The organism is Paractinoplanes globisporus DSM 43857, assembly GCF_000379645.1.
Taxonomy (GTDB): Bacteria; Actinomycetota; Actinomycetes; order Mycobacteriales; family Micromonosporaceae; genus Actinoplanes; species Actinoplanes globisporus.
On the sequence record NZ_KB903294.1, the window covers coordinates 1,099,290 to 1,125,055 of the forward strand.

Consider the following 25,766-nt stretch of genomic DNA (forward strand, 5'->3'; position numbering starts at 1 on the left):
GGCGGTCTTCGCCCGGCCGGATGGGCCGGCCACCGGAAGCGCATGGGCGGCAACCGGGCGATTCGCGCGCTTAATTCCTAGGCCCGAGTGTGTTGAAACGCTCCGGCAACCTCCGAAGCGAATGTTGTTAGCGTTATCATTTCCGGCTCGGGTCACACGTCGGGATGTCCTGCGACAGCGCCCACGGTTCGAGGAAGGTGTAGATCTCATCGATCAGCTCGCCGCGCAGGGTGAGCACGGCGGTGTGATGCGGCCGGAAGCTGTGGGTCGGCGGATCCCAGAGGTGAGCCCGGGCGGCGAGTTGGCCGTTGGCGAAGGTGGGCGTCAGTCGCCACCTCAGCGAGCCGCTCAGCGGCCTCGCGCGCAGGAACGCCGCGATGGCGTCGACCCCTCGATACCACGTCGGGGTCGGCGGCATCGCGATAGTCGCCTCGTCGGTCAGCATGGCCGCGATGGCGCCGATGTCGTGGCGCTCCCATGCTTCGACGTACCGGCTGACGATCTCGCGCAGCCGGTCGTCGCCGAGCGCTCTGAGGGTCGCCTGCTGGCTGCGGACGGGGAGGCGGTCACCGACGGTTTCGTGGGCGCGACGCAGAGCGGCGTAAACCGAGGTCGGCGTCGTTCGCAGCGCCGTGGCCACCTCGGTGCCGGAGAAGCCGAGCACGTCGCGGAGGATCAGAACCGCCCGCTGGCGGGGCGGCAGGTGCTGCAGCGCGGCGATGAACGCGAGCTCGACGCTTTCCCGCTGCTCGTATCGCGCCTCCGGGCCGGCGATGCCGGCATCGCGATCAAGATCAAGCAATTCTTCCGCGTACGGCTCGATCCAGGTCGATCCGGGCCAGGGGTCGCCTAGCGGCCGGTGCGGATCGCCGGGCGGACCGTGGTCGATCGGCAGTACGCGGCTCGGACGGCGCTCGACCGCCCGTAGACAGACGTTGGTCGCGATCGTGTACAGCCAGGTTCGCACCGAGCTACGGCCCTCGAACGACGGCAGGTTCCGCCAGGCCCGCAACAGCGTCTCCTGCACGGCGTCCTCGGCATCCTGCGTCGATCCGAGCATCCGGTAACAATGCGCGCGCAGCGCCCTCCGATGCGGCTCGACCAGCTCGGCGTACGCCCGCTCACCGCCGGCGGCGGCTTGCCGGAGCAACTGGGAATCGGTCATCCACGCGTCCCTTCGGCCCTTGCGGGGCTCGAGCGGGGCCGTGGCACCGAGACCGCGGCCCCGCAAGCTGTCGAACCGTTACGCCGAGACGGCGACCAGCGCCGCCATCTCCCGCTCCACGGCCTTCGGCGAAGAGTGGAACTGCTCGCCGAGGGCCACCGCGAACGGATCGGGGAAGATGTCGTCCACGCCCGCCTCAACCCCGTCGAGGATGGCCTTCGCGACCTCGTCGGGTGCGGTCTTCTGGAACTGAGGCGGCAGATCCCTGGTCATGTCGGTGTCGACCGGACCGGGGTAGACGCCGTGCACGGTCACCCCCTGACCAGCCAGCAGCGCTCGTGCGGCCTGGGTGAGCGAGTGCTGTGCCGCTTTGGAGGCGCTGTAGGTGGGCTGCAGGGGCACGTTCGTGAGGCCGGCCGCCGACCCGATGTTGACGATGACGCCGCCGCGCCCCGCCAGCGTGCCGGCGAAGCCCGCGAGCACCCGCAGGACACCGAAGTAATTGACTTCCATCTCGCGGCGAGCGACGTCGACGATGGCATCGTCGGTCAGCGAAGTCGGCTCGAACGCGCCCGCGTTGTTGATGAGCAGATCGACGTCGGTGGCCCGGCTCGCCACCCCGGCGACCTGCCCGGCGTCGGTGACATCCAGCCGCAGGGCGACCAGGCGAGAACCGTGACGGTCACCCAGTGCCACGAGTGTCCTCGGATCACGAGCGGCGGCGTAGACCTTCGCAGCACCTCGTTCCAGGAGTGCCTCGGTGAGCGCCCGGCCGATGCCCCGGTTGGCGCCGGTCACCAGCGCCACTGATCCTTCAATCCGCCTCGAACCCTGCATGTCCGTCTCCCTCTGATCGAGTTACACAAGTAGAGATCCGGAGGGGCGGTGATATCTGTCGGTCGCGAAGCCCCGGAATGCATGACGCGCGTCACCAAGTTCCTGGTCGTCACGCGCGTATCGGGCGGGGCGGCGGTGGCGGTTACCCGCGGCCGCGGACGATGTCCTCGACCGCCCTGGGCAGCGTGGTCTCGAAGTCCAGCAGCTTGGCCCAGGTCGGCACGATCGTGATCACCGCCATCTGATCGAACAACGCCCGGACGCCGGATTCCCACGCCTGCCGCTGGTCTTCCGGCAGCCGCCTGGTCGACGCCCGGACGTACACGTCAGGAATTCCGTCGACGATCTCCACGCGCGCGGTCCCGCGGAGCAGCAGCACCTTCGGCGGATAGCCCTCGGTGTCGATGGTGATCGCGACCTGGGGGTTGACCCGCAGCGCGTCGTTCTTCGCCGAACCCATGACGGAGGCGAACACGAAGTGGGTGCCGTCCCACTCGTACCCCACGGGGACCACGCGGGGCGCACCGTCGAGGCCGACGTAGGCGATGCGGGCGGGGATGCGGGATTCCAGCAACTGCCTCGCGTACGGCATCGCCATCACCTCGGCGATTTTCGCGGCACTCATCGTTGTGGTCATCGCGGGCGGCCCTTCTTGTTGCGGAGGTGCCCGGCGAGGCTCCGGTCGGCCGCGCCCATAGCAACCTCACGGTTGCCATAGTAATGCAACCAGAGAGTTGCCACTAGGGAGACGATATTTGCGCCGTTGCCTCCGGGCTCCGGAGGCAACGATCACCGGGAATCACTCACCCAGCACGGCCACACCGCCGAACTCGTCGACCTCCACGCTGGTCTCGTCGACCACGCCCGGCCGCCACCGCGAGCAGGACACCAAGCCGGGCTCGAGCAGCGTCCAGCCGGCGAAGAAACGGGCGATCTCGTCCGGTGACCGCAGCGTGATCTTCGGCTTGCCGAACTGGTTCCAGTGGCGTACGCCCTCGTCGCTGGCCTCGCCGTAGACCGCGTTCGTGGCGTGGTTGATCACCAGGTAGCTGCCCGGCGCCAAGGCGCCTTTCAGCCGGTCGACGATCTTGTACGCCTCACCGGTGTCGGCGACATGATGTAGCACGCCCATCAGCATCAGTCCGACCGGCTGACTGAGGTCCAGCGTGCGGGTCGCCTCACGCAGGATCGTCGCCGGGTCCTCCAGGTCGGCCTGAATATAGTCGGTGACGCCGTCCGGGGCGCTGGTCAGCAGCGCGCGGGCGTGCACCAGAACCAGAGGGTCGTTGTCGACGTAGACGATCCGCGATGACGGTGCCACCCGTTGGGCGACCTCGTGCGTGTTGTCGGCGGTCGGCAGGCCGGTTCCGATATCGAGGAACTGCCGGATCCCGCGCTCTCCCGCGAGATGGCTGACGGCCCGGCCAAGGAACGCCCGGTCGGCGCGGGCCTGCTCGACGATGCTGGGAAGCATCTGCAGAACCTGCTCGCCGACCTGCCGGTCCACGGCGAAGTTGTCCTTGCCGCCGAGCCAGTAGTTCCAGACCCGCGCCGAATGCGGCGCGGTGGTGTCCAACTCGGCGAGAAGCTCTTCCCGAGACCGCGGATGCTGCGTCATGGCGCGACCCTAGTCCATTTCGGACCCGCTCGGCAGCCCGGAATTGGGACGTTAGGCGACTTCGATGGCGCGTGCGACTGCGCTGCCTCGTGTCCGGAACGCGACTGACCGGCCGGCGCCATCGACCCTCCGGGGATGAGCCCTTACGCTCTTAGGATGCGGGCCCGTCGGTGGGAGAACGCGTACGGCTTCGATCTCTGTGGTTGCCGTCCACTCCGAGCCGGCCGGCTGCGTACGCCTTGCCGGCGCCGGCCGCCGTGGTCACCGTCGATGGATCACCGACGGTGACGCCCGCCTTGGCCGACGTCATCACCGCCTCGCAGGACAACCTGCGTACCGGCTGGGATCGGGGTGAGCCTGCGCTCGCGCCGAGCACGATCACGAGCACGATCTTCGGCCAACTGTTCGCGACCAAGGTTCAGGGCCAGGTGTTCGCGCAGCCGCTCGTCATCGGCGGCACCGTCGTCGTCGGTACCGAGGACAACTACGTGTACGGCCTGGACGCGGTGACCGGGGCAGTGAGATGGCAGCGCAACCTGGGACCGTCCTGGCCGGCCAGCGCGATCGGCTGTGCGGACATCGCACCCAACGTCGGCAACACGGCCACCGGCGTCTACGACGCGGCGACCGGCCACGTCTACCTGACCACGAAGGTCAACGACGGACCGGACGTGCTGCATCCCAACTGGTACCTCCACGCGGTCGAGGTCGGATCCGGAGCGGAGCGTGCCGGCTGGCCGGTGAAGATCGTCGGCACGCCCTCCAACGACCCCGCTCACCCGTTCCAGCCGTACGACGTGAATCAGCGGCCCGGATTGTTGCTGATGGACGGCCGCGTCTACATGGCGTTCGGCTCGATGTGCGACCACGGCCACTATGTCGGCTGGGTGGCCGGCGTGAACACCGGCACCCGGGCGATCAGCGTGTGGTCCGACGAGGTCGGTGCCACCAGCAGCGGGGCCGGTATCTGGCAGGCGGGCGGTGGCCTGGTCTCGGACGGTCCCGGCCGTGTTTTCCTGACCACCGGAAACGGTGTGACCGCTCCGGACGGGCCCGGCGGTAACCCGCCACAGCAGCTGTCCGAGTCCGTCGTCCGGCTCGGCGTCGCGGCCGACGGCACGATCTCCGCGAAGGACTTCTTCAGCCCGGCCAACGCCGCCCAGCTCGACCGCAACGACCAGGACCTCGGCTCGGGCGGCCCGGTCGCGTTGCCCGCGCCGTACTTCGGCACGGCGACCACGCCGAACCTGATGGTGCAGATCGGCAAGGACGGCCGGTTGTTCCTTCTCGACCGGGACCGCCTCGGCGGGAAGAACCAGAAGGCCGGTGGCGGCGACGACGTGCTCCGGGTGGTCGGCCCGTACCTGGGGGTCTGGGGACACCCCGCGGCGTACGGCGGCGAGGGCGGTTACGTGTACGTCGTGCAGAACAGCGGCAGCATGCTGGCCTTCAAGTACGGTGTCGACGGATCGAACAGGCCGACGTTGTCCCTCGCCGGGAACAGCTCGGAAAGCTTCGGCTACAGCTCCGGATCGCCGATTGTCACCTCGGACGGCACCACGCCGGGCACTGCCGTGGTGTGGGCGACCAATGTGGACGGGCCGTCCGGCGCGAACGGGCGGCTGTGCGCCTACGACGCGGTCCCGGCGAACGGTCACCTCACGCTGCTGCGCTCCTTCCCGATCGGCACCGGCGCGAAGTTCACCACGCCGGCCTCGGCCGATGGGCGCGTCTATACCGGGACGCGCGACGGGTTCGTCTACGGCTTCGGGCAACCCACCACCGCCGCGCTGCAAACCACACAGACGCCCTTCGGCGACGTGCTCGTCTCGCAGACCGGCGCCGCGACGGTGACCGCGACCGCCACCCGCACCGTCACCGTCACCGCCGTCAGCACGACCGGCCCGCCGTTCGGGGCGACTGCACCGGCGCTTCCGGTCACCCTGACCGCCGGCCAGACGATCTCCGTTCCCGTCTCGTTCGCACCCACCTCGCCGGGCTCGTTCACCGGCGCGCTGCGGTTCACCATCATCGAGGCCGGCGTCAGCCAGACGCTCGGGGCCGGCCTGCAGGGCAACGCCATCAAGCCCGGCCTGACCGCGACGCCGGCGACCCTGGACTTCGGCGACATCGCCGTGGGCACCGACAAATACCTGACAATCAACTTCAGCAACACGGGTACGACGGACGAGACCGTCACCGCGGCGGTCGGTCCGGCGGCGCCGTTCACCGTCACTGGGCTGCCCGCCGTCGGCACCGTCCTGCGGCCTGGGCAGTCCGTCGGCGTGTCGGTGACCTACCGGCCCGAAGCACCCGGCACCCACACGTCGTCGGTCACGGTCACCGGCCCGCAGGGCGACGCCACCGCACTGCTGACCGGCACCGGCGCCATCGGCGTCGCCCAACTCTCCATCACGCCGGATTCGCTCAGCTTCGGCGCCGTGCCGGTCGGTGGATCCGCCACCCAGACGCTGGCCGTGGCGAACACCGGCAACCTTCCGGTCACCGTCACCAAGGCGGCGCCACCCGCGCTGCCGTTCGTCGTGAACACGCCGTTGCCCGAGGGACTGGTCCTCAACCCCGAGGACACCGCGCAGGTCGACGTCACGTTCGCTCCGACCAGCTCCGGGAGCTTCAGCAACACGTACGTGATCAGCTCGGACGACGGCCACGGGGCACACGACGTCCCGGTCACCGGCACCGCCGCCGGCCTGCCCGGCGGAACGCCGTTGCCGCCGATCACCCAGGGCGGCTGGTTCGTCAACGGGTCCGCCCAGATCTCCGGCACCAACGTGGTCCTCACCCCGAACGCGGCGGGTCTGGCCGGATCCGCGGTGTACTCGACGCCCGTGCCCAGCGACGGCCTGACCGCATCGTTCACCGCGCAGATCGGCGGCGGGTCGGGCGGTGACGGCATGACCTTCGCCCTGCTCTCCGCGTCCGGCAACAACAGCCGCAGTCTGGGCGGCGGCGGTGGCGGCCTCGGCGTCGCCGGCCTTCCGGGCGTCGCCGTCGCCCTCGACACGTACGGCAACGGGGCGGACCCGTCGAACAACTTCGTGGGCATCAGCACCGGCGCCAGCGGCGGCGCGCTGACCTATGTCGCCACCTCGACGAACATTCCGAACCTCCGCAGCGGCCCGCACGGCGTCACCGTGACCGTCTCCGGCACGACGATCACCGTCTTCCTTGACGGTGCGCAGCGGCTGTCGGTCAACGTGCCCGGACTCGCGCCGGCCGTCCTGCCGGCGTTCACCGGCGGCACCGGCACCGCCACCGACCTGCACGCGGTGCATGACGTCTCGATCAGCTCCGGCGGAACCCCGCTGCCGCCGCCGGGAACCGGCTGGCGGTTCAACGGCTCGGCCGACGTCGCCGGATCCCAGGTAGTCCTCACGCCGGCCGCGACGTCGCGGGCCGGCACGGCCATTTACACCAACCCCATCGCCACCGACGGATTGACCGCCTCTTTCACGTTGTCCATCGGCGGGGGAACCGGCGCCGACGGCGCCGCTCTCGTCCTGCTGGATCCCGCAAAAGCGGGCCCGACCAGTGTGGGAGGGGTGGGCGGCGGCCTCGGGTTCGCCGAGTTGGCCGGTGTAGCCGTGTCGTTCGTGACCTACCCGCAGGGCGGCATCGACTCGCACAACTTCGCCGGGATCGAGACCAGTACGGCCGGTGGCGCCGCTTCGTTCCTGGTGTCCACCACCGACGTCCCGGACCTGCGGGCGCGCAACCACGACGTGGTGGTCTCGGTCAGCGGCACCACGATCAGCATCGCCATCGACGGAACGGACGTGCTCAGCAGTGCGGTTCCGGCGCTCAAGCCGACCGCGCTCGTCGGCTTCTCAGCCGGAACCGGCACCCTGACCGACGTCCACGGAATCACCGACGCCCGAGTGGTCAGCGGCCGCACCGCCATGCCGGTGCCCGGCACCGGCTGGTCGCTGAACGGCTCGACAACGCTGTCCGGCGGAATCGTGCAGTTGACCTCCGCGGTCGCCGGCCAAGCCGGTACGGCCATCTACGCCACGCCGGTGCCGATCGCCCATCTACAGGCGAACTTCACCATGGCGATCGGCGGCGGCACCGGCGCGGACGGCCTCACCTTCATGCTGCTCGATCCGGCTCAGAACGCCCCGTCCTCGGTCGGCCGCAACGGCGCCGGTCTGGGCTTTGCCGGGCTCACCGGCGTGGCGGTCGCCTTCGTCACGCACGCCCAGAGCGGCGTCGCGTCGAACAACTTCGCCGGCATCCAGACCGGCGTCGCCACCGGCGCGACCTTCGTCACCACCTCCACCGCGGTACCCGGCCTACGCACCGGAACCCACGAGGTGAGTGTGGCCATTGTCGGCGGCGACCTCGTGGTAACCATCGACGGGTCGGCGTTGTTCACCACCCCGGTCGCCGGGATTCCGGCAGCCTGCCTGGTCGGGTTCTCCGGTGCCACCGGCGGGCTCACTGACGTCCACGCTGTGAGTGGCCTGCACATCGCGTACTAAAGAGTGCGCCACGAGGCAAGCACCGACATGACCTCGCCGTTGCAATCGACGCCGACGTCGTGCCCCGACGATTCACTGACGTGCAGGGTGGCGTCCGGTAGTTCCTGCGCGAGCCGGCGGGCGAAGGCGATCGGCGCGTTACGGTCGCGAGCGCCGTGCCACAGATGCACCGGCGTGGCGACCTCGCTGAGCGGAAACGTCCACCCGCGCTTGATCAGCGCGAGCTCCTGCACCGTGGCGCGGGTACCCTGCCGCAGCGCGTCCGCGACGGCTTCGAACTCGCGAATCGGTCCAGGCCGAGATGACCAGCCAGCGCGCGGAGGTCGTCACTCCAGCCGGCCAGGCTGCGTCGCCGCTGGTAACCCGAGGCGCCGTAGCCGGGTTTGTCCGGCGAGATCCACCGCAGGCCGGCTGCCCGTGCGGTCTCGTCGTAGCAGGCTCCGCCCAGGCCCGATACCGGCGTCCCGGCCGTGTAGATGACCGGGGATCCGGCCGGGTCTCCGAACTCATGCCAGCTCAGCGGCCTGCCGTCCGCAAGGATCATCACCGGGTGATCTGGCCGCTCACGCCCTCCTCGGGCGGGCTCTTCGCGGCTGAGGCTTGTGACGCGTCACCGCCGGCGCCTTCGTCCACGACCTGCCGGCCACGGGTGAGCATGAGCTGCGGCGGCTGCTCCTGGCCGCGCCAGCCGCTGACGTCGGTGCCCTGCGGCGCGTGCCGGGCGATGAAGTCGGCCATCGTGGTCAGCAGTTGCTGGTCGGTGAACGGGGTCCACCCGTGCGGCTGGCTCACGCCGTAGAGGAACTGGAAGTCGGGCGCCGGCGAGGTGAGGGCGTTGGTCCGCTGCTCGAAGTACGCCACACCGTTGTTGAGGAAGTAGGTGTCCTCGGTGCCGACGTAGACGGTCAACCGACCGGCGATCTTCGGTCCCAGCCTCGTCCAGTCGGTCGCGACGATCGACGAAAGGTCGAAACGCTTCTTCCAGTAGGCGGCCACGGTGTGGTCGATGACGCCGGTGCGCTTGTCCCAGATCGGCGCCGGGTATCCATCCTTGCCCTGCGGACCGAATACCGCCTGCCAGATGTCCCACTGCCCTTGGCTGCGCCCGTGCGAGGCGACCGCCCGCTCGTACGCGTTCTCCTGCTCGGTGGTCCACCAGGTGTCGCCGGTGTTCCCGCGGGCCGCCGGCCGCGGCACCGGCACCCACGAGCTGCCGGTGACGTACGCGTTGTCCTCGGCGTAGATGTCGATCACCTGATGGGCGCGGAAGTCCATCGAGTCGGGAAAACCGGCCCAGGCGCCGGCGTACGTGTCGGGGTAGAGCACGAGCGACGCCGCGGCGATCCACCCGCCGGTCGACCCGCCGGCGACGACCCGGCCCCAGCGCTGCCCGATCGTACGGAACGACTTGTCAATGGCGGGGATGAGCTCCCTGTTGATCGCGTCGCCGTACGGGCCGAGATTGGCGGAATTCGCGTGATAGGAGTCGTCGTAGAACGGATTCTCGCTGCGCACCTGCACGGAGATGAACCGGGCCGCGTCGGCCGACATCCACCACCGCGAGAAGTCATCGCCCAGCGCCTCATCGAAGCGGTGCGGGTTGGCGCGGGGGAAGTGGCGCGCGATCAGCTCCATCGGATAGCGGACGTGGCGGTTGGCGGCCAGGTCGTAGCCGGCCGGCAGCAGGATGTCGGCGCCGAGATAGACGTCGCGGCCCCAGAAGCGGCTCAGGAGCGCGGAGCGGATCTTCAGGTGTTTGACGTGCGCCGAGTCGGCCGGGTTGCCCTGCTGGCCGGTGCCGCCGGGCGGGATCGTGCCGATCGGCTCGATGACCTGGTCGAGCGTGAGGTGCACGGTCTGCGCGTGGCCGGTCAGGTGCACGGTGCGTGGTGTGGAGTAGACGTTGCCCGGCGAGTGCCAGATGTCGCCGCCGTCGCCTTGCGGCCAGTGCACCTGGACGACCGACCCGTCCGAGCGATGATTGGTCTCGTAGGTGCAGAAGAACGCCTGCACCACGTAGTCGCCGGCCGGGATGTCCTCGAACCGGGCGAGCGGGTAGCCGACCACCGTGGCGCCGGAACGTAGTAGGACCGGCCGGCCGGGCACGGCGTGCGCCACGTCCTGGCCGAAGAACGGCACGGTGATCGGCTCAAGGTTCTGCAGGTTGTCCCTGGGTTCCGGCGCGTCGGGGCTCAGATCCGACGGGCGGGCGATGATCACGAAGGCGCGGCCCGCGCCGCTGTAAGTTCCCGCGGCCAGCGTGAGCGAAAAATCCGGGCCGGGCCGCCCGCCCGCCTGAGCGGCGCCGGCGTCCGCCATGGTCACCAGACCGCCCACCGAGGCGAACGAGCCCGTCAACACGAAACGCCGGCTGAACCTGCCCTGCCCTGCAGCCATCATCTGTCTCCCGTTGCCGCGCCAACGCACCCTCCATCGAAGACGATAAGGCCGACCGGGTGGTCCGTGTGCCCCGATCATCGATGCCCTCGGCCAGGAAGACGCGCTGGAGGCGAGGATGTCGTGCAAGGCGCGGGCGCCGAGGGCTTGACGCCCTCGCGATCCGGATCCGGGCGGTGCAAACCCGGCACGACGGCACCTCCGGGGCGCCGCGGATCACCGCCGAACTGCACGACGACGGCCTGCAGTTCCTGGTGATCGGCGAGGCACTCGACGTGCGTCTTTTGCCGCCGGAAAAGACATCCGGGAAAGGTCTGACTTCGCAAGTCTCTTACGGGCTCGACACTACTGTCGTACGGTTCTGTCGAGGCGCGCCGCACATTGTGTCCGACCCCGACCCGTCCATCGACTCAACTGTTGGCCGTGACTGATTTCGGCCAGACACGATTGCCTTATGACAATACTTGAGGAGTCAGGAATAAAAAGGATCGAGGCGGCGCTCAAGAATGCAGCGTACATCACGGACGCGGCCAATGTCATCTCGGAGGACGGGTGGTCTCGTCTCCTTGGCCGCAGGGAGACGTGATGGGTGGTGTGGCCGGGACGCGGATCGTCGCGGCCGGCCGGACGGAGCGCTCCTCACCCATTGGGGTGGGCGGTCGCGCGAACGGCTTTCGGCCGTGATAGGGCCACAAGAATGCAACGAATGGCACTCTCCGGCGCCAGCGCTCGAGATTCGAGTAGAAGCGGCCTCCAGCGATCGGATTCTCGTCATCAGAGTGAGCGGTGAGATCGATATTGCCAATGCCCCTGCCTTGACCGACTGGTTCACCGATGTGGTGGAAGCGACCTCGACGGCTCAGATCACCATTGACATTGCGGATGTCGATTTTTGCGACGTCGCGGGGGTGCGCGCGTTCATTTCCGCCTACATTCATGCGAAAGTCCGTCGTATTGATTCCCAGGTCGTCAATCCACGCCCCCATATTGCTTGGCTGCTCGACGCCGCGAACGCGGCGTTTCTCCTCGAGCGAGGATCCTGACGGTGCCGCGGTTTCCAGCGCGGGCAGCGGCGGCACCTCTCTGACTGCTCCATCGGTGGTCTCTTGCCGTTCAGAAGTCGCCCAGCAGATCGTTCACGAAAGCCGACAGTCGTTCGTTGTGGGCGTCGTCGGTGACGAGGAACTGCAGGCCGAGCTCCGTCTCGTCGCCGCGGTCGCCGTGGGCCTTGTTGACGACATTGGCATGCACGGTGAGCCGTTCTCCGTCGTGGAGGAGCTCGACCGAGACGGGATCGCCTTCTTGGAGCCCCAGGTTGGATGGCGTGGTACAGCGCAACCCGCCGGAGCTGATGTTGATGGTGGCGACCGGAACCATCGGCCGGCCAGCCACCGACAGCCGAGCGTGGCCCGCAGCCGCGATCCGATCGTGCTGGCGTCGCTCGAGTTGACCGGCCAGGTTCGACATCTGTTCCACCCGGCCGAGGGTGTCCTGCATCTGTCCGGACAGTTCGTTGACCAGACTGTCCTGGTCGGCGGCGACGGCGCGCAGTGAGTCGGAGGCCTGCCCCACGCCCTCGATCCCCTCGATCATCGTGGTGATCGTGCGGGCCATCTCCGCGGTGTCGCGCTCCAGATCGTTGATGGTTGCGGTGATCTGCTCGGTCGATCGAGCCGTGGTGTTCGCCAGGTCTTTGACCTCGTCGGCGACCACGGTGAAGCCCTCGCCGAGGTCGCCGGCCCGGGCCGCCTCGATGGTGGCGTTCAGCGCGAGCAGACGGGTCTGGCCGGCGATGCCGGTGATCAGTTCCGCGGTCGACGCGACCCGGCGCAGGCTCTGCTCCAATATGTTGATCACCTGTTCGGCCTCCCGGGCCTGCTTGATCACGGCGCTGGTGGCCGCGTCGCTGGTGGTGATGCTGGCGTCGATGATGCCGGCCGCGTCGCGTACATGGCTGACCTGAGCGGTGATCGCGCGCAGATCCTCCGCGATCACCCCGGTTGATTCGTCGATGACCTCCTGGGTGCGCTGACGGAACTGCATCTCGACCTGCCGCTGGTGCTGGAAGCCGGCCCGCAGTTGCTGTTCACGAGCCGTTTGGGCGGTGTGGATGGCATCGTCCTGTTGCTGCAGCCGGTCCCGGGCCACGGCGAGGGCGCGGCCGATGTCGCCGAGTTCGTCGCGCCCGTCCGGTAGCGGTCGTTCGCCGAGATCCCCCTCGGCGATGGCGGTGACCGCGTGGGTCGTGAGCCGTACGTCATGAGTGGTACGCCGGACCGCGGCAATGGCGAACCAGCCGGCAAGCAGGAAGCCGCCGAGCGCGGCGCCGAGCACAAGGAGGCGCTCGCTGGCGTATGTCCGGATCCGGGCGTCGAGCAGGTCGGCGAGAGCGCGGTTCAGCGGTGCGACAGCGGTGCGAGCCGCCGTGCCCACGGCTGCCGGGTCGGCATTGGCCGGCGAGGCAAGGGCCTCTGTGACGGCCGACGCCAAGGAGACGGCCGCGTCCTGGGCGCCTTGTACCGGGCTGAGCCGGGTCTTCAGACCGGTCAGCTTGGTATTGCGGACCGCGGTGCCGATGTCACCGCCGAGGCTTTCCGCGCTCGACGCGAGGTTGCCGGCCGTCACGGCACGCGCCGCCAGCCGTGCCTGCCGGCTGTCGCCGTTGGCGGGGTTGGCCGCCCGCATGGCCGCGACCAGGGCCTTGGGCAGCTGAACGATCTGGGCGTCCATCAGATAGAACGAGTCCAGGTCAGGGTCGAGAATCAGGTTGGAGGTGTTGCCGGCTTCGGTGATCATCGCCGCCAGGGCCTCGGCGAGGGCAAGCCGCCGCGCGGCGCTGCCATCACCGAGTTCGGGCAGTGCCGCGGCGAGCTGGTTCAGGCCGAGGCCGGGCCGTTCGGTAGCGGCCCGTCGCGCGGCGGCCAGATCTGGTGATCGGCCCGCCACGGTGTCGGCGAGCGCGAGCAACATCGGCTGGACAGCGTCCGCACCCTCGCGCTCGGCCACGCTGAAGTCCACCTGATCGCCGCGGACGATCGAGTACATCGCGGTAGCCAGGGCGCCCGGAATGACCAGCACCACTACCAGGACCAGCAGGCGCATGCCGGTGCGCAGCCGCTCACATATGGCGAGCATGGGACGCAGCAGCCGTTGACTACCTGCGGTGTGGATCATGTGACGCTCCCCGGGTAGGTCTATTGACAGCGCCCTCTGCCAAGAAGGGCGCAAGATCGACCGGAATATTGATCATTCCAGCGGGAACTGAAGTCGATACGGCCGACGCGAACGGCGTTTGGTGTTGCACTGGACTGCTGCTTATTTCGGATCAGCACGGCACGACCGAAGCGTCAGGAGCGAGCTCGGGACTAAAGTCCCGAGCCGGGCGTCGGCGACGACGTCCAGCAACCGAGCGCGGGTGCCGGATGTGGCGTTGTCCCAGGGCCCGCCGGAGCACGAAGATCGTCGTCCGGATCGGCCGACGGTGTCGTTGAGGTCGTCGATGATCGTCGTGATGCGGTCCTGGATCCCGCCCAGGCCCGGCGCCGGCCCGGCGTCACAACCAGGACCCGCCGGATCGAGCGTTCGGATTTATTGCGAATATCGCGCCCATATTCTGAGTTCAAGCGAGCGCTTGCGGCGGTCGCTTGAGCCCGAAGAGAGGTCCGTCATGGTGCGGTTGCCGGCCACGTCGAAGGCCCGTGAGGATTCCTCTCGCGACAGTGTGGATCAGTCTGGCATTGCGCCAGGCATAACCTCTGACCAGGTGGTGGACTGTGTCCAGGCGAACATCTTCGTTGCCGACGCCGGCCTCGACCTCGTCTACATGAATGCGAAGGCCGCGCAAACGCTGCAAATCATCGGACCGGAGGTCGAGCGCGCATTCGGCGTTCGCCTGCAGGACGTGCTCGGCGGCAGCATCCATCGGTTCCACCGGGACCCCGGCCGGATCGAACGCATTCTGCATTCCTCCGCATTCGTTCCGCACGACACCCAGTTCACTTTCGGATCGGTCACCTTGGAGGCTCACATCAATCGCATGCTGGGACCGGGCGGGTCGGTGGCCGGCTATGTCGTGGCATGGGAAGACGTCACCGAGAAGGTTGCGGCGGCGGAGCGCGCTCGCACCGTGATCGGGCGGTTGGGTGAAACGGTGGAGCTGACCAAGGAGGTCAGCACGGCTTTGCAGTCGGTGGCCTCCGCGATGGACGAGATGTCGACGACGGTCACCGAAATCGCGCGCAACGGCAGCGAGGCCGCCGCGGTGGTCACGGGCGCGGTCTCCGTCGAGACGGCGACCTCCACGATGGGCCGGCTCGGTGAGGCGTCCGCCCTCATCAGCGAGGTGGTCAACACGATCTCGCAGAATGCCCGGCAGACGAATCTCCTTGCGCTCAACGCCACGATCGAAGCTGCCCGAGCGGGCGAGGCGGGCAAGGGCTTCGCGGTGGTCGCCGGTGAGGTGAAGGATCTATCCGGTGCGACTCAGAACGCTACTGAGCGGATCGGCGATTTGATCGACAACGTCCAAGGTCTCAGCCGGGCCGCGGCGGAGGAGATGACCAAGATCGCGGAAATAGTCGACACGATCAAGGACAGCCAGAATGCCGTCGCGGCGGCCGTCGAGGAGCAGACCGTGACCAACGCTGAGATCGCCCGCAACCTCGCCCAGGCCGCGCAGCAGGCCGAGACCGTCACGGGCCAGGTGTCGGCGTTCCTTGCCGCCAACACCTGAGACTCCCCCACGGGACGCTTCCGGGCCGACCGGCTACCGCGGTGGGACCGGAGGCAGCGAGTCGCTCGTCCACCGCTCGAGCGCCGCGCGCAGCGCATCGGGATCGATGGGCTTGGCAAGGTAGTCGTCCATGCCGGCGGCGAAGCACTGTTCCCGGTCCTCGGCCAGCGCTCCGGCGGTCATGGCGATGATGGGGATGTGCTCGCCGGGTGCCTCCCGTTCGCGTAGCGCGGCGGTGGCCGCGAAGCCGTCCATCTTCGGCATCTGACAGTCCATCAAGATCGCCCGGTAGGAGTGGGCTGCCGCCAGGCGCAGGACCTCCGTACCGTTTCGGGCGAGGTCGCAGTCGAAACCCAGGAGATCAAGCAAGTCCTCCGCGACCATCTGGTTGATCTGGTTGTCCTCGGCCAGCAGGACCCGGGTCCGATCGGCGGCGACAGTGTCGGATCGGTCGATCGCCGTGGCGCCGGCGTCGGCGTCGGCGCCGGCCGTGGACAGCCGATGCAGGCAGTCTCGCAGCCGGCCGACACCGACCGGTTTGGTGAGCAGGTGGCCGCCGAGATCCGGGATCGGTGGAGAATCCGTGTGGTAACTGGCCGAGGCCAGCACTACAACGCGGCATCCGCCGGCGGCGACCGCCGCGCCCAAGGCCGTCATCAGCCCGCCGCCTCCCGCCAGCATGCGATCGTCGACGACAACGAACTCGGGCGCACCTTCGGCCAGCGCCGCACAGGCCTGCCGCTCATCGATTGCTTCGACCGCGGTCAAGCCCCAGCTTCGGGTGTGTTCGACCACGAGCCGTCGGCGAGTGGGGTGGTCGTCGATCACCAGCACGCACCGCGACGCCAACGGGAAAGACTCCTCGTCGTCGGGCGGCGGCACGCTGGGGAGCGGGACGGTGAAGGCGAACCGGCTGCCCTGACCCGGCTCGCTCTCCACGGTGAGTTCGCCGCCCATGAGCTCGACGAACTGGTGGCTGATCGTCAGGCCGAGTCCCGTGCCGCCAAACTCACGGCTGATGGCGGCATCGATCTGGGTGAACGGCTCGAACAGGCGCGGCAGGTCGTACTCGGCTATGCCGACGCCGGTGTCGATGACGGAGAAGGTGACGCGCGGCTCGCCGTCGTCCGTTGGCGGATCCGGTTCGGCACACATGATCACGTGTCCGCGCTGGGTGAACTTCACAGCGTTGCCCACCAGGTTCAGCAATGTCTGCCGGAGCCGGCCGTCGTCGCCGTGGACTGTCGTGGGCAGGTCCGGTGGGTAGTAGCAGACGACTTCGATGTCCTTGCCGCGCCCGGCCTCGGCGGCGACCTCGATGACGGTTTCCAGCAGCTCCCTGAGATCGAAGTCGGCCGCGACGATGTTGATCTTCCCGGCTTCGATCTTGGAGAAGTCGAGGATGTCGTTGATGATCGTCAGCAGCGCCTTTCCGGAGGTACGGATCGCCTCGGCGTAACGCCGTTGCTCAGGGTCCAGGGCGGTGCCCAGGAGTAGTCCGGTGAGGCCGATGACGCCGTTCATGGGGGTTCGAATCTCATGACTGACCATCGCGACGAACTGCGACTTGAGCATCGCGGCCGCGAGTGCGTCGTCTCGTGCGGCGGCCAGTTCCTGCTCGACCTCACGGCGCTGGCTGATGTCCCGGATCGCTCCCGAGATCATGATGCCCTCGTCGGTCTGCAGCGGGGCGAGGCTGATCTCGATGGGGAACTCGGTGCCGTCCCGGCGTAGCCCGCACAGCTCCATCCCCGAGCCCATCAGCAACTTGTGCGGCGAGGCGAGGTAGTGCTCCCGATGGCCGACATGCCGGTCGCGGGCGCCGGCCGGCACGAGTTGCTCGACCGAGATGCCGGTCAGCTCCTCGCTCGGATATCCGAACAGCCGCCCGGTCTGATCGTTCGCCAACGTGATCTTTCCGGTGCCGTCGACGATGATCATCGCGTCCGGCGCCGTCTGGACCAGACGCCGGAACCGCTGTTCGGCGGCGGCCTGCGCGGTGACATCGCGGGCGATCGAGGCCGCCCCGACGATCGCGCCGTCCTTGTCGCGTATCGGGGAGATGGTCAGATTCACGCGCAGCCGGCTGCCGTCGGCCCGGCGCCGGACGCTGTCCATGTGAACAACCGGCCCTCCGTCGCGCAGCCTGGAGAGAACCTCGTCGATCTCCTCGAAATGACCGGGAAGGGCGAGCATCCGGATGGACTTACCGATGGCCTCGTCGGCCGTATAGCCGTACATCCGCTCGGCCGCGGCGTTCCAACTGACGATCGTTCCGTCCAGCGTCTTGCCGATCACGGCGTCGTCGGTGCTGCTGACGATCGCCGCGAGGAACGCCTGATTCCGTTCCGCCTCGCGTTGCGCGGTCATGTCCCGCGCCACGCTGTAGATCATGGAGTTCCCGTCGGCGAGCGTTGCCGTCCAGTTGAGCCAGCGGTACGTACCATCCCGGCAGCGGTAGCGATTCTCGAAGTTCGTCATCCGAATACCCGAGGCGATCAACGCGCCCGCGTCGATCCTCGTACGCTCGCGATCGTCCGGGTGCACGAAGTCCAGGAAGGGTCGGCTCATCAGCTCATCCGTGGTGAAGCCGAGTGTCTGCTCCCAGGCCGGATTGAGCCGCCGGAAGTAGCCGTCCCGATCGGCGATGCACAACAGGTCGCCCGACATGTCGAAGAAATGGTCGACCTGATCGCTCATCCGCTGCCGTTCCGCCTCGGCTGCTTTGCGCTCCGTGAGGTCCCGGTAGGTCGCGGTCCGGAGAACGACGCCGTCGCGGCTGCGGATCGGGCATGTCGTCAGCAGCACGTCGACTCGACCCCCGTCCGGGCGGACGATCTCGGTGTCGATCTCCTTCGCCTCGAGCGACCGGGCTTGCACGTCCAGCCGTCCGCTCAGCGCCGCCCTCCGTTCGGGCGGCCACCACGGGAACGGCGGCCGCAAGCCGACCACATCACCGGCGGCGTATCCGGTGATCTCGCACCATCGCGGAGTCACATGCAGGATTCGACCGTCGGCGTCGGCGGTGATGACGCCCTCCCTCAGCGAGTCGAGCACGGTCCGCACGTAGTCGCGCTCGTCCCGCAACTTCTTGTCCGCCGCATCCATCGCGGCGCCGGTCCGCATGAACAACAGGTAGAGGGAGGTAATCACCAGGCTGGTCGCCGCCGTTACGGCGAGGCCGACGTCGATCGGAAAGGAACTGCGGCCGGTCGCTGTCAACAGCACCGCGACGACGAGGATGGTCGCGACGGACGGCGCCAGTCCCCGCATTGCACGGCCGCCGGGACCCTGCCCGGTGAAGACGTCGCCGGGAGGGCGGTCCGGACGGCAGAGCGTGAGGCCCAGGCCGAGCGACAAAAGACCCAACCCTGCCAACAGCGATGTTCCCGGAAGCCGGTCGCTTCCCCGCCGGATGTACTCGGCGCCGTACAAATCGCCGAGGACCACCGTGGCGCCGGCCAAAAGTGTCCCGGGCACCAGCAAACGGCCGACCCGGCTGGTCCTGATCACTTTCGTGTCGAGCCCGACCAGAGAGAGACCTACGAGGAACAGCCCCACCGCCATGTGCAGCGACGGCCGGCCGGGCACTTCATTTACCGCCCACAGCCGGACCCGGCTCGGGAAAAGAGCGAAATCGACGAGGCGCACCCCGGCGGCGTATTCGAACAACGCGGTCGCGGCGACCACGGCCACCAGACCGCCGGCGAACCGGCCCGCCCGACCAACGGCCGGTCGACCTTGACTCGTCAAGATCAGCAAAAGGCCGGCACCGGCCAGCGTCAGCGCGGCGGCGGTGAGCGGCGGCACGGGCTGCCAGCGGTAATACCCGCGAGTGAGCGCCTGCACGCCGGTCGCGTATCCCGAGAGAACGACGAGCCCGATGGCAACCGCTGATCCGGCTGCGAACTGGGCGGCCAGCCGCGTCCCATGGCCGCGTACGTCCGCTGCGATATAAGCCATGTATTCCACTATCCAGTGATTTTTTACCAAAAAATGTTTAAACTGCAAAAGGGGTTTATCTGACCATTCGTAGGACCGAGGTACGCCATGACCGGGTCTTCCTTGGCGGCAGCGGATTCCGCTGCCGTGCTGGGCGAGTTGCGGCCGAGTCTGCCCCTCGCTGGGCATGCGATCCTGACGATCGACGCCACCGGCGCCGTCACGTCATGCAACGAGCACGCCCGGAAGCTCTTCGCGATCGCCTCGTCGGACGAACAGGTCCGGGCCGCCGATCTCGTTGGGCCTCCGGTAGGTGCGCCGGGTGGTGTACGTACGCTGCTCGACGGATTCGCAGCCACGCCGGACCGGCCGCCGGCCTGGACCGGTCACCTTCTGTGCCTTCGCGGCCCGGGCCGTCGATTCGCCGTCACCGCCACGGCCTCCCGCCATCGGAGCGGCGCTGCCGGCGGAGATGGATTGATCGTGGCCTGCGGGCTGCCGCCGGACGTGACGACATCGGCCGCGAGCTGGCTTCCACCGGACTACTCCCGGCAAATCGGCCACGAACTACGCGGTTGCTTGACCGGGATCGCGGGCCTCGCGGCGGCATTGGCAAGACACGCCGACCGAACCACGACCGGGGCCGGCGACATGCTGCGCCGACTGCGGATGATCGAACAGAGCGCCCGCACCGGCATCGCCACCGTGGACACCTTGGTGGAACTCACCCAGCTCGATTCGGGGCGGATCCGGTGTCACAGGGTGACTGTCGAGATCCAGCAGATCGTCGCCGCCGCCGTCGGCATGTGCGCCGCGATCACAGGCCAGGCCCAACGGGTAACAGCCGAGTCCGCCGCCGGCCCCATCCTGGTCCGAACCGATCCGGTTCTCGCGAAGCCGGTGGTCGCTGAGCTGATCACCAACGCGCTGGTCGCCGGCTCGGCCACGGACGTACGCGTACGCGCCGTCGCACGGGAAGACACGGCCCTCATCGAGGTGACCGACGATGGCTGCGGCATTGCGCCCGAGGAGCAGGCGGCGATATTCGAGCCGTTCGTACGGGGAGAGTCGGCGGCGGACGGCACCGCCGGCCTCGGTCTTCACCTGGCCCGCCGACGCGCCCAACTGATCGGCGCCGGCCTGACCGTGCGGAGCCGCCGCGGCTCTGGAAGCACCTTCACTCTGGCCCTGCCGATCCAGCAGGATCAGATCGCGGTCACGCAACCGACCTGCGTCGCCGGGAGCGGGAAATGACCACGGTACTGGTCGTGGATGACCGCGCCGCCAACCGCGAGGTGGCCCGCGACGCTCTCGACGAGGGCGGCTACGACGTCATCGAGGCGTCCGACGGCCGGCAGGCGTTGCAACTCGCGAGGTCGCAGCACCCGGATGTCGTCCTCACCGACATGCTCATGCCGGGCATCGACGGCTACCAGTTCGCTCAAGAGATGCGCGACGACCCGGAGACGACCGGCATACCGCTGATCTTCTACACCGCGAACTACAGCCAGGCCGAGGTACGGCCGCTCGCCGAGGCGGTCGGCGTGAGCCGCATCGTCGAGAAGACCGCACCACCCCAGGAACTGCTCGACGCGATCGCCGAGTCGCTCCGCGAATCCCCCGCTGCCGAAGCCAGGCCGCGAGGCACCCAGGCCACCCAACACATCGGCGTACTCAACGCGAAGCTCCTCGAAAAGACCGGTGCCCTGGACGAGAGCGAGGCACGGTTCGCGGCCATGGCCGAGGCCTCGCCGGTCGGCATCATCATCACCGATCGGCACGGCCGGGCCACGTACGTCAATCCGGGAGCCCGTCAGATCACCGGCTGGCCGGACGACGGCCTGCTCGGGACGGGATGGCTGAGTTGCCTGGGCATCGGACCCGGAGACCTGACGACCGTCGATGGCGAATGGCGGGCCGGCGGCGACCGTCGCGACTGCCGCCTCGCCCACCCGGACGGCCGCGACCGGCGGCTGACGCTGCTCGCCCGGTCGATCGTCGATGGCGAAGGAGAGGTGACCGGATCGGTTGTCACGGTCGACGACGTCACGGCCATGGTCGAGGCCGAGGAGCGACGACGGCTCGACGATCTCGATCGCGCGAGCGAAGCCCGGCGCCAGGCGACCGCCCGGTTCGAAAGCCTGGCTCGGCTGGCGGGCGGAGTCGCCCACGACTTCAACAACCTGCTCAACATCATCCTGTCGTTCGGGGACTTCGTCGACGAGTCTCTCGACGACGCCGAGAACGCCGTTCTCACTCGCGACCGGTCCGACGGCATCCGCCACGACGTCGACCGCATCCGCCAGGCCGGCCGGCGCGCCGCCGACCTCACGCATCAGCTACTCACCTTCGGCGGCAAGGAGGTGATCAAGCCGGCACTCGTCGACCTCAACGCCGTCGTACGCGAGGTCGTGGATCAGGCGCCCACCCCGGTCGGAGGAACCGTCGCGGTATCGACCAACCTGGCCGGCGACCTGAGCCCCGTGAAGAGCGACGCCGGACAGCTACACCAGGCGCTCATCAACCTGGTCACCAACGCCCTCGAGGCGATGGGCCCGGGAGGCCGTCTCGACATCACCACGGAGAACACCACCGGAACGTCGGCTCCCGGCGGTTCCGAGCGTCTCGTCCACCTGAGCATCACCGACACCGGAGACGGGATGTCTCCCGAGATCCTCGACCAGGCCATGGAGCCGTTCTTCACCACCAAGCCCAAAGGCGCCGGACCAGGTCTGGGCCTGGCCACCTCGTACGGCATCGTCCGTCAGTCCGGTGGTCGCCTCGTCCTCGAATCCGAGCCCGGACGAGGCACGACCGCGCACCTCTACCTCCCGGCCGCTCGCCCCGCGGCCGGGCCGCCGGCACCGGAAGCGGGACGCACCAGCCCGGCCGGCCGCACGATCCTGGTTGCCGAGGACGAGCCGGGACTCCGCGAGGTCATCCTCCGGATCCTGCGAAAGGACGGATTCCACGTGCTGGTGGCCGCCAACGGTCGCGAGGCGGCAACGATGGCAGGGCAATACGAAGGCCCGCTCGACGCCGTCCTCACGGATGTCGTCATGCCGGTGATGAACGGCCGTGAACTCGCTGCCGATCTCGCCGTGAGCCGGCCCGGCACTCCCATCCTGTTCATGTCCGGATACGCCGAGCCACTGATGAACGAGCAGGGACTCATCGAGACCGACGCCGCCGTCCTGAACAAGCCCTTCACCCGCGACGAGTTGCTGGCCGCGGTGCAACGCACCCTGGCGGCGATCGCCTCCTGAGATGATCATCTACCGCCGGGCAATGGGGAAACACCCGCTCCGGTCAAGCCGAGCAGGCTCAGTTTGTCCTCGATCGCGTCCCGGGTGAAGGGCTTGATCACGTATTCGTGAGCACCCGCGGCCAGCGCGCGTGCGATGCGTGTCCGCTCGCCTTCTGTGCTCACCATGATGATGCTGATGTCGCGCCAGTCAGGCCGAGAACGCACCGCGGCGACGAACTCCAGACCGCCGACCTCCGGCATGTTCCAATCAACCAGGACCAGGTCCGGCGGCACGGCCATGTCACCAAGAGCCTCCAGACCGGTACGGCCGTTGTCGGCTTCGGCGGTCTCGAAGCCGAGCGAGGCAACGATACGGCTGAGGATCATTCGCATGGCACGAGAGTCGTCGACGATGAGAGCCAGCATCTTTGCCTCCATCTGCGTGGGAACACGGTGCCTTCATCGGAAGCGCCGCACGGTCCGTGCAGCTTTCGGCTCGAGGACAGGACCAAAGTCCCGTCGTCGCGATGTCGGCGCGCCGGACGGCCAACGCGGAGAGCGCCCCGCCGACGACGGGCGCGATCAAATACGCCGCCAGCAGGTGGGTCTGGCCGGAGAACAGCGCCGGACCGAGCTGGCGGGCCGGGTTCGCCGACCCGCCGGTGAACGTGCCGAAAATGGCGCCTTGCAGGCCGAACAGCAAACCCACGATCCACGGCAACGGCCAGGCCGGCCGGTGCTCCAACACCCAGCACATCACCGCGACGATGATCGCGAGAGAAGCGGCCTCGACGACCGCAACCGAGGTGCCTCCCCGGCCGGGCGCAGGCTGAACGACCGCCCATCGCGTCGTGTGGTCAGACATCGCTCGACCCCAGGCGAGGCGAGCGAGGATCGTCGCGGCGATCGACCCGGCCGTCTGGGCGGCCAGGTAGGGCAGTACCCGGCGGGCCGGTGTACGCCCGTAGGAGAACATGGCCACAGTGATCGCCGGATTCATGTGCGCGCCGGTCCAGCGTCCCGGCCTCGACACCACGAAACCCACGATGACCAGGCCGACCAGCATCGACACGATGGCGCATCGGACCCACCGCTCGGCCGGCGCCGCTCCGGCGCCCATAGTGCCCCACCCCCAGCGCACCAGGGTGAAGACGGCGAACATGAAGGCCGTGGTCAGGCCGAGCTCGCCGAGGGCCATACCCATGTCCTCGCGGTCCGGCCTGAGCCGGGAGTGCAGGATTCTCGCCGCGACCTCGCCCGATCGTGCATTGACCAAGACCATGCCCTCAGTCTTTGCTGCCGGGCCGAAGATGATCAGTGCCGTTGGTCCCGAGATCATCCGCGGCTTTGAGCGGCGCACGGAACAAGAGAACGCGCACACGGACGATCGCCCGGGCCGATCGATCGGCCCGGGCGGTGCGTGGTGCTGGGGATTCAGATGAGCCAGCGGTGCTTCTGGACGAAGGGCAGCGAAGCCCACCAGCGGCCCAGTCCCCAGGTGTGCCCGGCGTAGGTGAGGGCGAGCACGATCGCGGAAACCGCGTAGATGAAGTGGTAGTCGGTGACCGGGTTGCTCGAGCCGCTCGGCTTGCCGGCACTGGTGTGCTGGGCGAGCGGGTACTCGGCGAACCACATCATGGCCATCATCAGGGTGGCGGCGCCGGCGGCGATCCGCATACCGATTCCGAGGATCAGGGCGAGGCCGATGCCGAGCATGCCGAGCATGAAGGCCCAGTTGGCGAACGGGGTGCCGGCGAGGTGGTGGAAAGTGCCCTGGAACGGGCCGACATCCACACTGGACAGGAAGCCCTTGGTGGGCGAGCCGCCGTGGATCCAGGCCTTGGCCGACGGGGTCGCGTAGCCGAAGCCGAAGGTCTTGTCCAGGAATGCCCACAGGAACACGAACCCCGTGGAGATGCGCAGCACGGCAAGTGCGCGGGCGGCGGAGTGGGTGAGCATGGAGCCGGGCGCCTCGACCTGTTCGAGGTGGGCCGCGTGGCTCCGGCCGGTGATCGTCATGACTTCCTCCTCGTTGATCTCTATGCCACTGACTCTGCTCCCCTGGCGAGGCCGGCACCCGGGCCGAAACACCCGACTACGGCGGGACTTTGGTCCCGGCTCGGCCGCGGGTGCTCAGGCCGTGATCGAGGTCGCCGGCAGGGTCCGGGGACCCTGCCGGCCGGAACGCTCAGCGCGAGAGGACCACCTTGAGGGCGCTGGTGCGCGCGGGGTCGCCGAAGACGTCGTACGCCTGCATGAATTCGTCGAGCCCGAACCGGTGCGTGACCATGTGGCCGAGGTCGAGCTGGCCCGCGACCAGCATGTCGAGCAGCCTCGGCGTCGAGTACGTGTCGACCAGGCCCGTGGTGATGGTGACGTTGCGGATCCACAGGTCTTCCAGGTGCAGCGTGGCGGGCTTGCCGTGCACGCCGACGTTGGCGAGATGGCCGCCGGCCCGCACGAGCGTGGCGCACAGCTCGAAGGTCTGCGGTGTGCCGACCGCCTCGATCACGACATCGGCGCCGAGACCGCCGGTCAGAGACCGGACCGCGCCGAGCGGGTCATCCGTGCCGGCCAGGACGGTGGTGTCCGCGCCGAACAACTTGGCGGCCTGCAGGCGGCTCTCCGCCTTGTCGATGACGACGATGTGGGCGGGCGAGTAGAGCCGGGCGGTCACGATCGCGGCCAGCCCGATCGGGCCGGCGCCGACGATCGCCACCGTGTCGCCCGGCCGCACGTGGCCGTTGAGCACGCCGACCTCGTACGACGTGGGAAGGATGTCGGCGAGCAGGACGGCCGACTCATCACTCACCTGCTCGGGAAGCTTGTAGGTGGACAGATCGGCGAACGGAATCCGAGCCAGCTCGGACTGCACCCCGTCGACGAGGTGGCCGAGGATCCAGCCACCGCCACCTAGGCACTGCCCGTAGGCGCCGTCCCGGCAGTAGCGGCAGATGCCGCACGCCGAGATGCACGACGCCAGCACCCGGTCGCCCGGGACGAGCCCGCCGACACCGCTGCCGACTTCGACGACGGTGCCGACCGCCTCGTGGCCGAGCACCCGGCCCGCCTCGACCTCGGGCACGTCGCCGCCGAGGATGTGCAGGTCGGTGCCGCAGATGGTGACGGCGTCGACCTTGATGATCGCGTCCCGCGGGTCGCGGATGGTGGGGTCGGGGATCTCGGTCCAGGACCGGGCGCCGGGCCCGCCGTAGACGAGTGCCTTCATGGTGGCCTCCTTTCCTCTCACGGTTCACCCGGCCCGGCCCGGCCAGTAGGGACCTGCGGCCCTACTCGGCGGGACCGGTGCGGGACTACCAACGAGT

18 protein-coding genes are annotated in these 25,766 nt (G+C 68.6%); 6 read left to right on the plus strand and 12 right to left on the minus strand.

Annotated features, from left to right (window positions below):
• Nucleotides 1–136: 136 nt before the first annotated feature.
• The 4 genes from A3CQ_RS0104780 to A3CQ_RS0104795 form a co-directional block, all read right to left on the minus strand.
• Nucleotides 137–1,165, minus strand: a complete 1,029-nt coding sequence (locus A3CQ_RS0104780) for an RNA polymerase subunit sigma-70 (RefSeq protein ID WP_020509773.1) — start codon at nucleotides 1,163–1,165, stop codon at nucleotides 137–139.
• Between the two features lie 78 nt (nucleotides 1,166–1,243).
• The gene (locus A3CQ_RS0104785) at nucleotides 1,244–2,002 is read right to left on the minus strand and encodes an SDR family oxidoreductase (protein ID WP_040431316.1); all 759 of its coding nucleotides are present in this window, start codon (nucleotides 2,000–2,002) and stop codon (nucleotides 1,244–1,246) included.
• 142 nt (nucleotides 2,003–2,144) lie between these two features.
• On the minus strand, nucleotides 2,145–2,639 hold the full coding sequence (locus A3CQ_RS0104790; protein ID WP_211216454.1) for a pyridoxamine 5'-phosphate oxidase family protein: 495 nt from the start codon (nucleotides 2,637–2,639) through the stop codon (nucleotides 2,145–2,147).
• Between the two features lie 162 nt (nucleotides 2,640–2,801).
• A complete protein-coding gene (locus A3CQ_RS0104795) occupies nucleotides 2,802–3,620 on the minus strand; it encodes an SAM-dependent methyltransferase (protein WP_020509776.1) in 819 nt (272 codons plus the stop codon).
• Nucleotides 3,621–3,904: 284 nt separating this feature from the next.
• On the opposite strand from A3CQ_RS0104795, the gene A3CQ_RS51520 reads away from it, so the two are divergent.
• Nucleotides 3,905–8,122, plus strand: a complete 4,218-nt coding sequence (locus A3CQ_RS51520) for an Ig-like domain-containing protein (RefSeq protein WP_169516251.1) — start codon at nucleotides 3,905–3,907, stop codon at nucleotides 8,120–8,122.
• On the opposite strand, the gene A3CQ_RS0104805 is transcribed toward A3CQ_RS51520, so the two are convergent.
• A complete protein-coding gene (locus A3CQ_RS0104805; RefSeq protein WP_020509778.1) occupies nucleotides 8,119–8,355 on the minus strand; it encodes an alpha/beta fold hydrolase in 237 nt (78 codons plus the stop codon). The genes A3CQ_RS51520 and A3CQ_RS0104805 overlap by 4 nt on opposite strands.
• A gap of 310 nt (nucleotides 8,356–8,665) precedes the next feature.
• The gene (locus A3CQ_RS51530) at nucleotides 8,666–10,519 is read right to left on the minus strand and encodes an alpha/beta hydrolase-fold protein (protein WP_157295288.1); all 1,854 of its coding nucleotides are present in this window, start codon (nucleotides 10,517–10,519) and stop codon (nucleotides 8,666–8,668) included.
• A 176-nt stretch (nucleotides 10,520–10,695) separates the two neighbouring features.
• Between A3CQ_RS51530 and A3CQ_RS63565 the strand changes: the two genes are divergently transcribed.
• Together A3CQ_RS63565 and A3CQ_RS63570 are read left to right on the plus strand one after the other, a co-directional pair.
• The gene (locus tag A3CQ_RS63565; RefSeq protein WP_026205312.1) at nucleotides 10,696–10,950 is read left to right on the plus strand and encodes a hypothetical protein; all 255 of its coding nucleotides are present in this window, start codon (nucleotides 10,696–10,698) and stop codon (nucleotides 10,948–10,950) included.
• Nucleotides 10,951–11,052: 102 nt separating this feature from the next.
• Nucleotides 11,053–11,562, plus strand: coding sequence for an STAS domain-containing protein (locus A3CQ_RS63570; RefSeq protein WP_281171430.1), 510 nt, complete (start codon nucleotides 11,053–11,055; stop codon nucleotides 11,560–11,562).
• Nucleotides 11,563–11,632: 70 nt separating this feature from the next.
• Here A3CQ_RS63570 and A3CQ_RS57085 read toward each other — a convergent pair whose 3' ends face one another.
• On the minus strand, nucleotides 11,633–13,525 hold the full coding sequence (locus A3CQ_RS57085; protein WP_169516252.1) for a methyl-accepting chemotaxis protein: 1,893 nt from the start codon (nucleotides 13,523–13,525) through the stop codon (nucleotides 11,633–11,635).
• Between the two features lie 757 nt (nucleotides 13,526–14,282).
• Here A3CQ_RS57085 and A3CQ_RS57090 point away from each other — a divergent pair.
• Nucleotides 14,283–15,251 (plus strand): methyl-accepting chemotaxis protein, encoded by a 969-nt coding sequence (locus tag A3CQ_RS57090; RefSeq protein WP_020509783.1) that lies wholly within the window; start codon nucleotides 14,283–14,285, stop codon nucleotides 15,249–15,251.
• A 33-nt stretch (nucleotides 15,252–15,284) separates the two neighbouring features.
• Here A3CQ_RS57090 and A3CQ_RS57095 read toward each other — a convergent pair whose 3' ends face one another.
• Complete coding sequence (locus tag A3CQ_RS57095) at nucleotides 15,285–19,382, minus strand: PAS domain-containing hybrid sensor histidine kinase/response regulator (protein WP_084698910.1); 4,098 nt, start codon at nucleotides 19,380–19,382, stop codon at nucleotides 15,285–15,287.
• Between the two features lie 390 nt (nucleotides 19,383–19,772).
• On the opposite strand from A3CQ_RS57095, the gene A3CQ_RS60495 reads away from it, so the two are divergent.
• Nucleotides 19,773–20,447 carry a sensor histidine kinase gene (locus A3CQ_RS60495; protein WP_157295296.1) on the plus strand — a complete coding sequence of 225 codons (675 nt, stop codon included), beginning with the start codon at nucleotides 19,773–19,775 and terminating at the stop codon, nucleotides 20,445–20,447.
• Nucleotides 20,444–22,459 (plus strand): ATP-binding response regulator, encoded by a 2,016-nt coding sequence (locus tag A3CQ_RS0104850; RefSeq protein WP_020509786.1) that lies wholly within the window; start codon nucleotides 20,444–20,446, stop codon nucleotides 22,457–22,459. Before A3CQ_RS60495 ends, A3CQ_RS0104850 begins: the two co-directional genes overlap by 4 nt.
• 5 nt (nucleotides 22,460–22,464) lie before the next feature.
• Here the strand turns inward: A3CQ_RS0104850 and A3CQ_RS0104855 are convergent, their stop codons facing one another.
• From A3CQ_RS0104855 to A3CQ_RS0104875, 4 genes are all read right to left on the minus strand, one after another.
• The gene (locus tag A3CQ_RS0104855) at nucleotides 22,465–22,833 is read right to left on the minus strand and encodes a response regulator (protein WP_245576991.1); all 369 of its coding nucleotides are present in this window, start codon (nucleotides 22,831–22,833) and stop codon (nucleotides 22,465–22,467) included.
• The gene (locus A3CQ_RS62525; RefSeq protein ID WP_084698912.1) at nucleotides 22,742–23,800 is read right to left on the minus strand and encodes an MIP/aquaporin family protein; all 1,059 of its coding nucleotides are present in this window, start codon (nucleotides 23,798–23,800) and stop codon (nucleotides 22,742–22,744) included. The genes A3CQ_RS0104855 and A3CQ_RS62525 overlap by 92 nt, the downstream gene beginning before the upstream one ends.
• A 74-nt stretch (nucleotides 23,801–23,874) precedes the next feature.
• Nucleotides 23,875–24,459 (minus strand): DoxX family protein, encoded by a 585-nt coding sequence (locus tag A3CQ_RS0104870; RefSeq protein WP_020509790.1) that lies wholly within the window; start codon nucleotides 24,457–24,459, stop codon nucleotides 23,875–23,877.
• Nucleotides 24,460–24,628: 169 nt separating this feature from the next.
• On the minus strand, nucleotides 24,629–25,669 hold the full coding sequence (locus A3CQ_RS0104875) for an alcohol dehydrogenase catalytic domain-containing protein (RefSeq protein WP_020509791.1): 1,041 nt from the start codon (nucleotides 25,667–25,669) through the stop codon (nucleotides 24,629–24,631).
• Nucleotides 25,670–25,766: the final 97 nt, after the last annotated feature.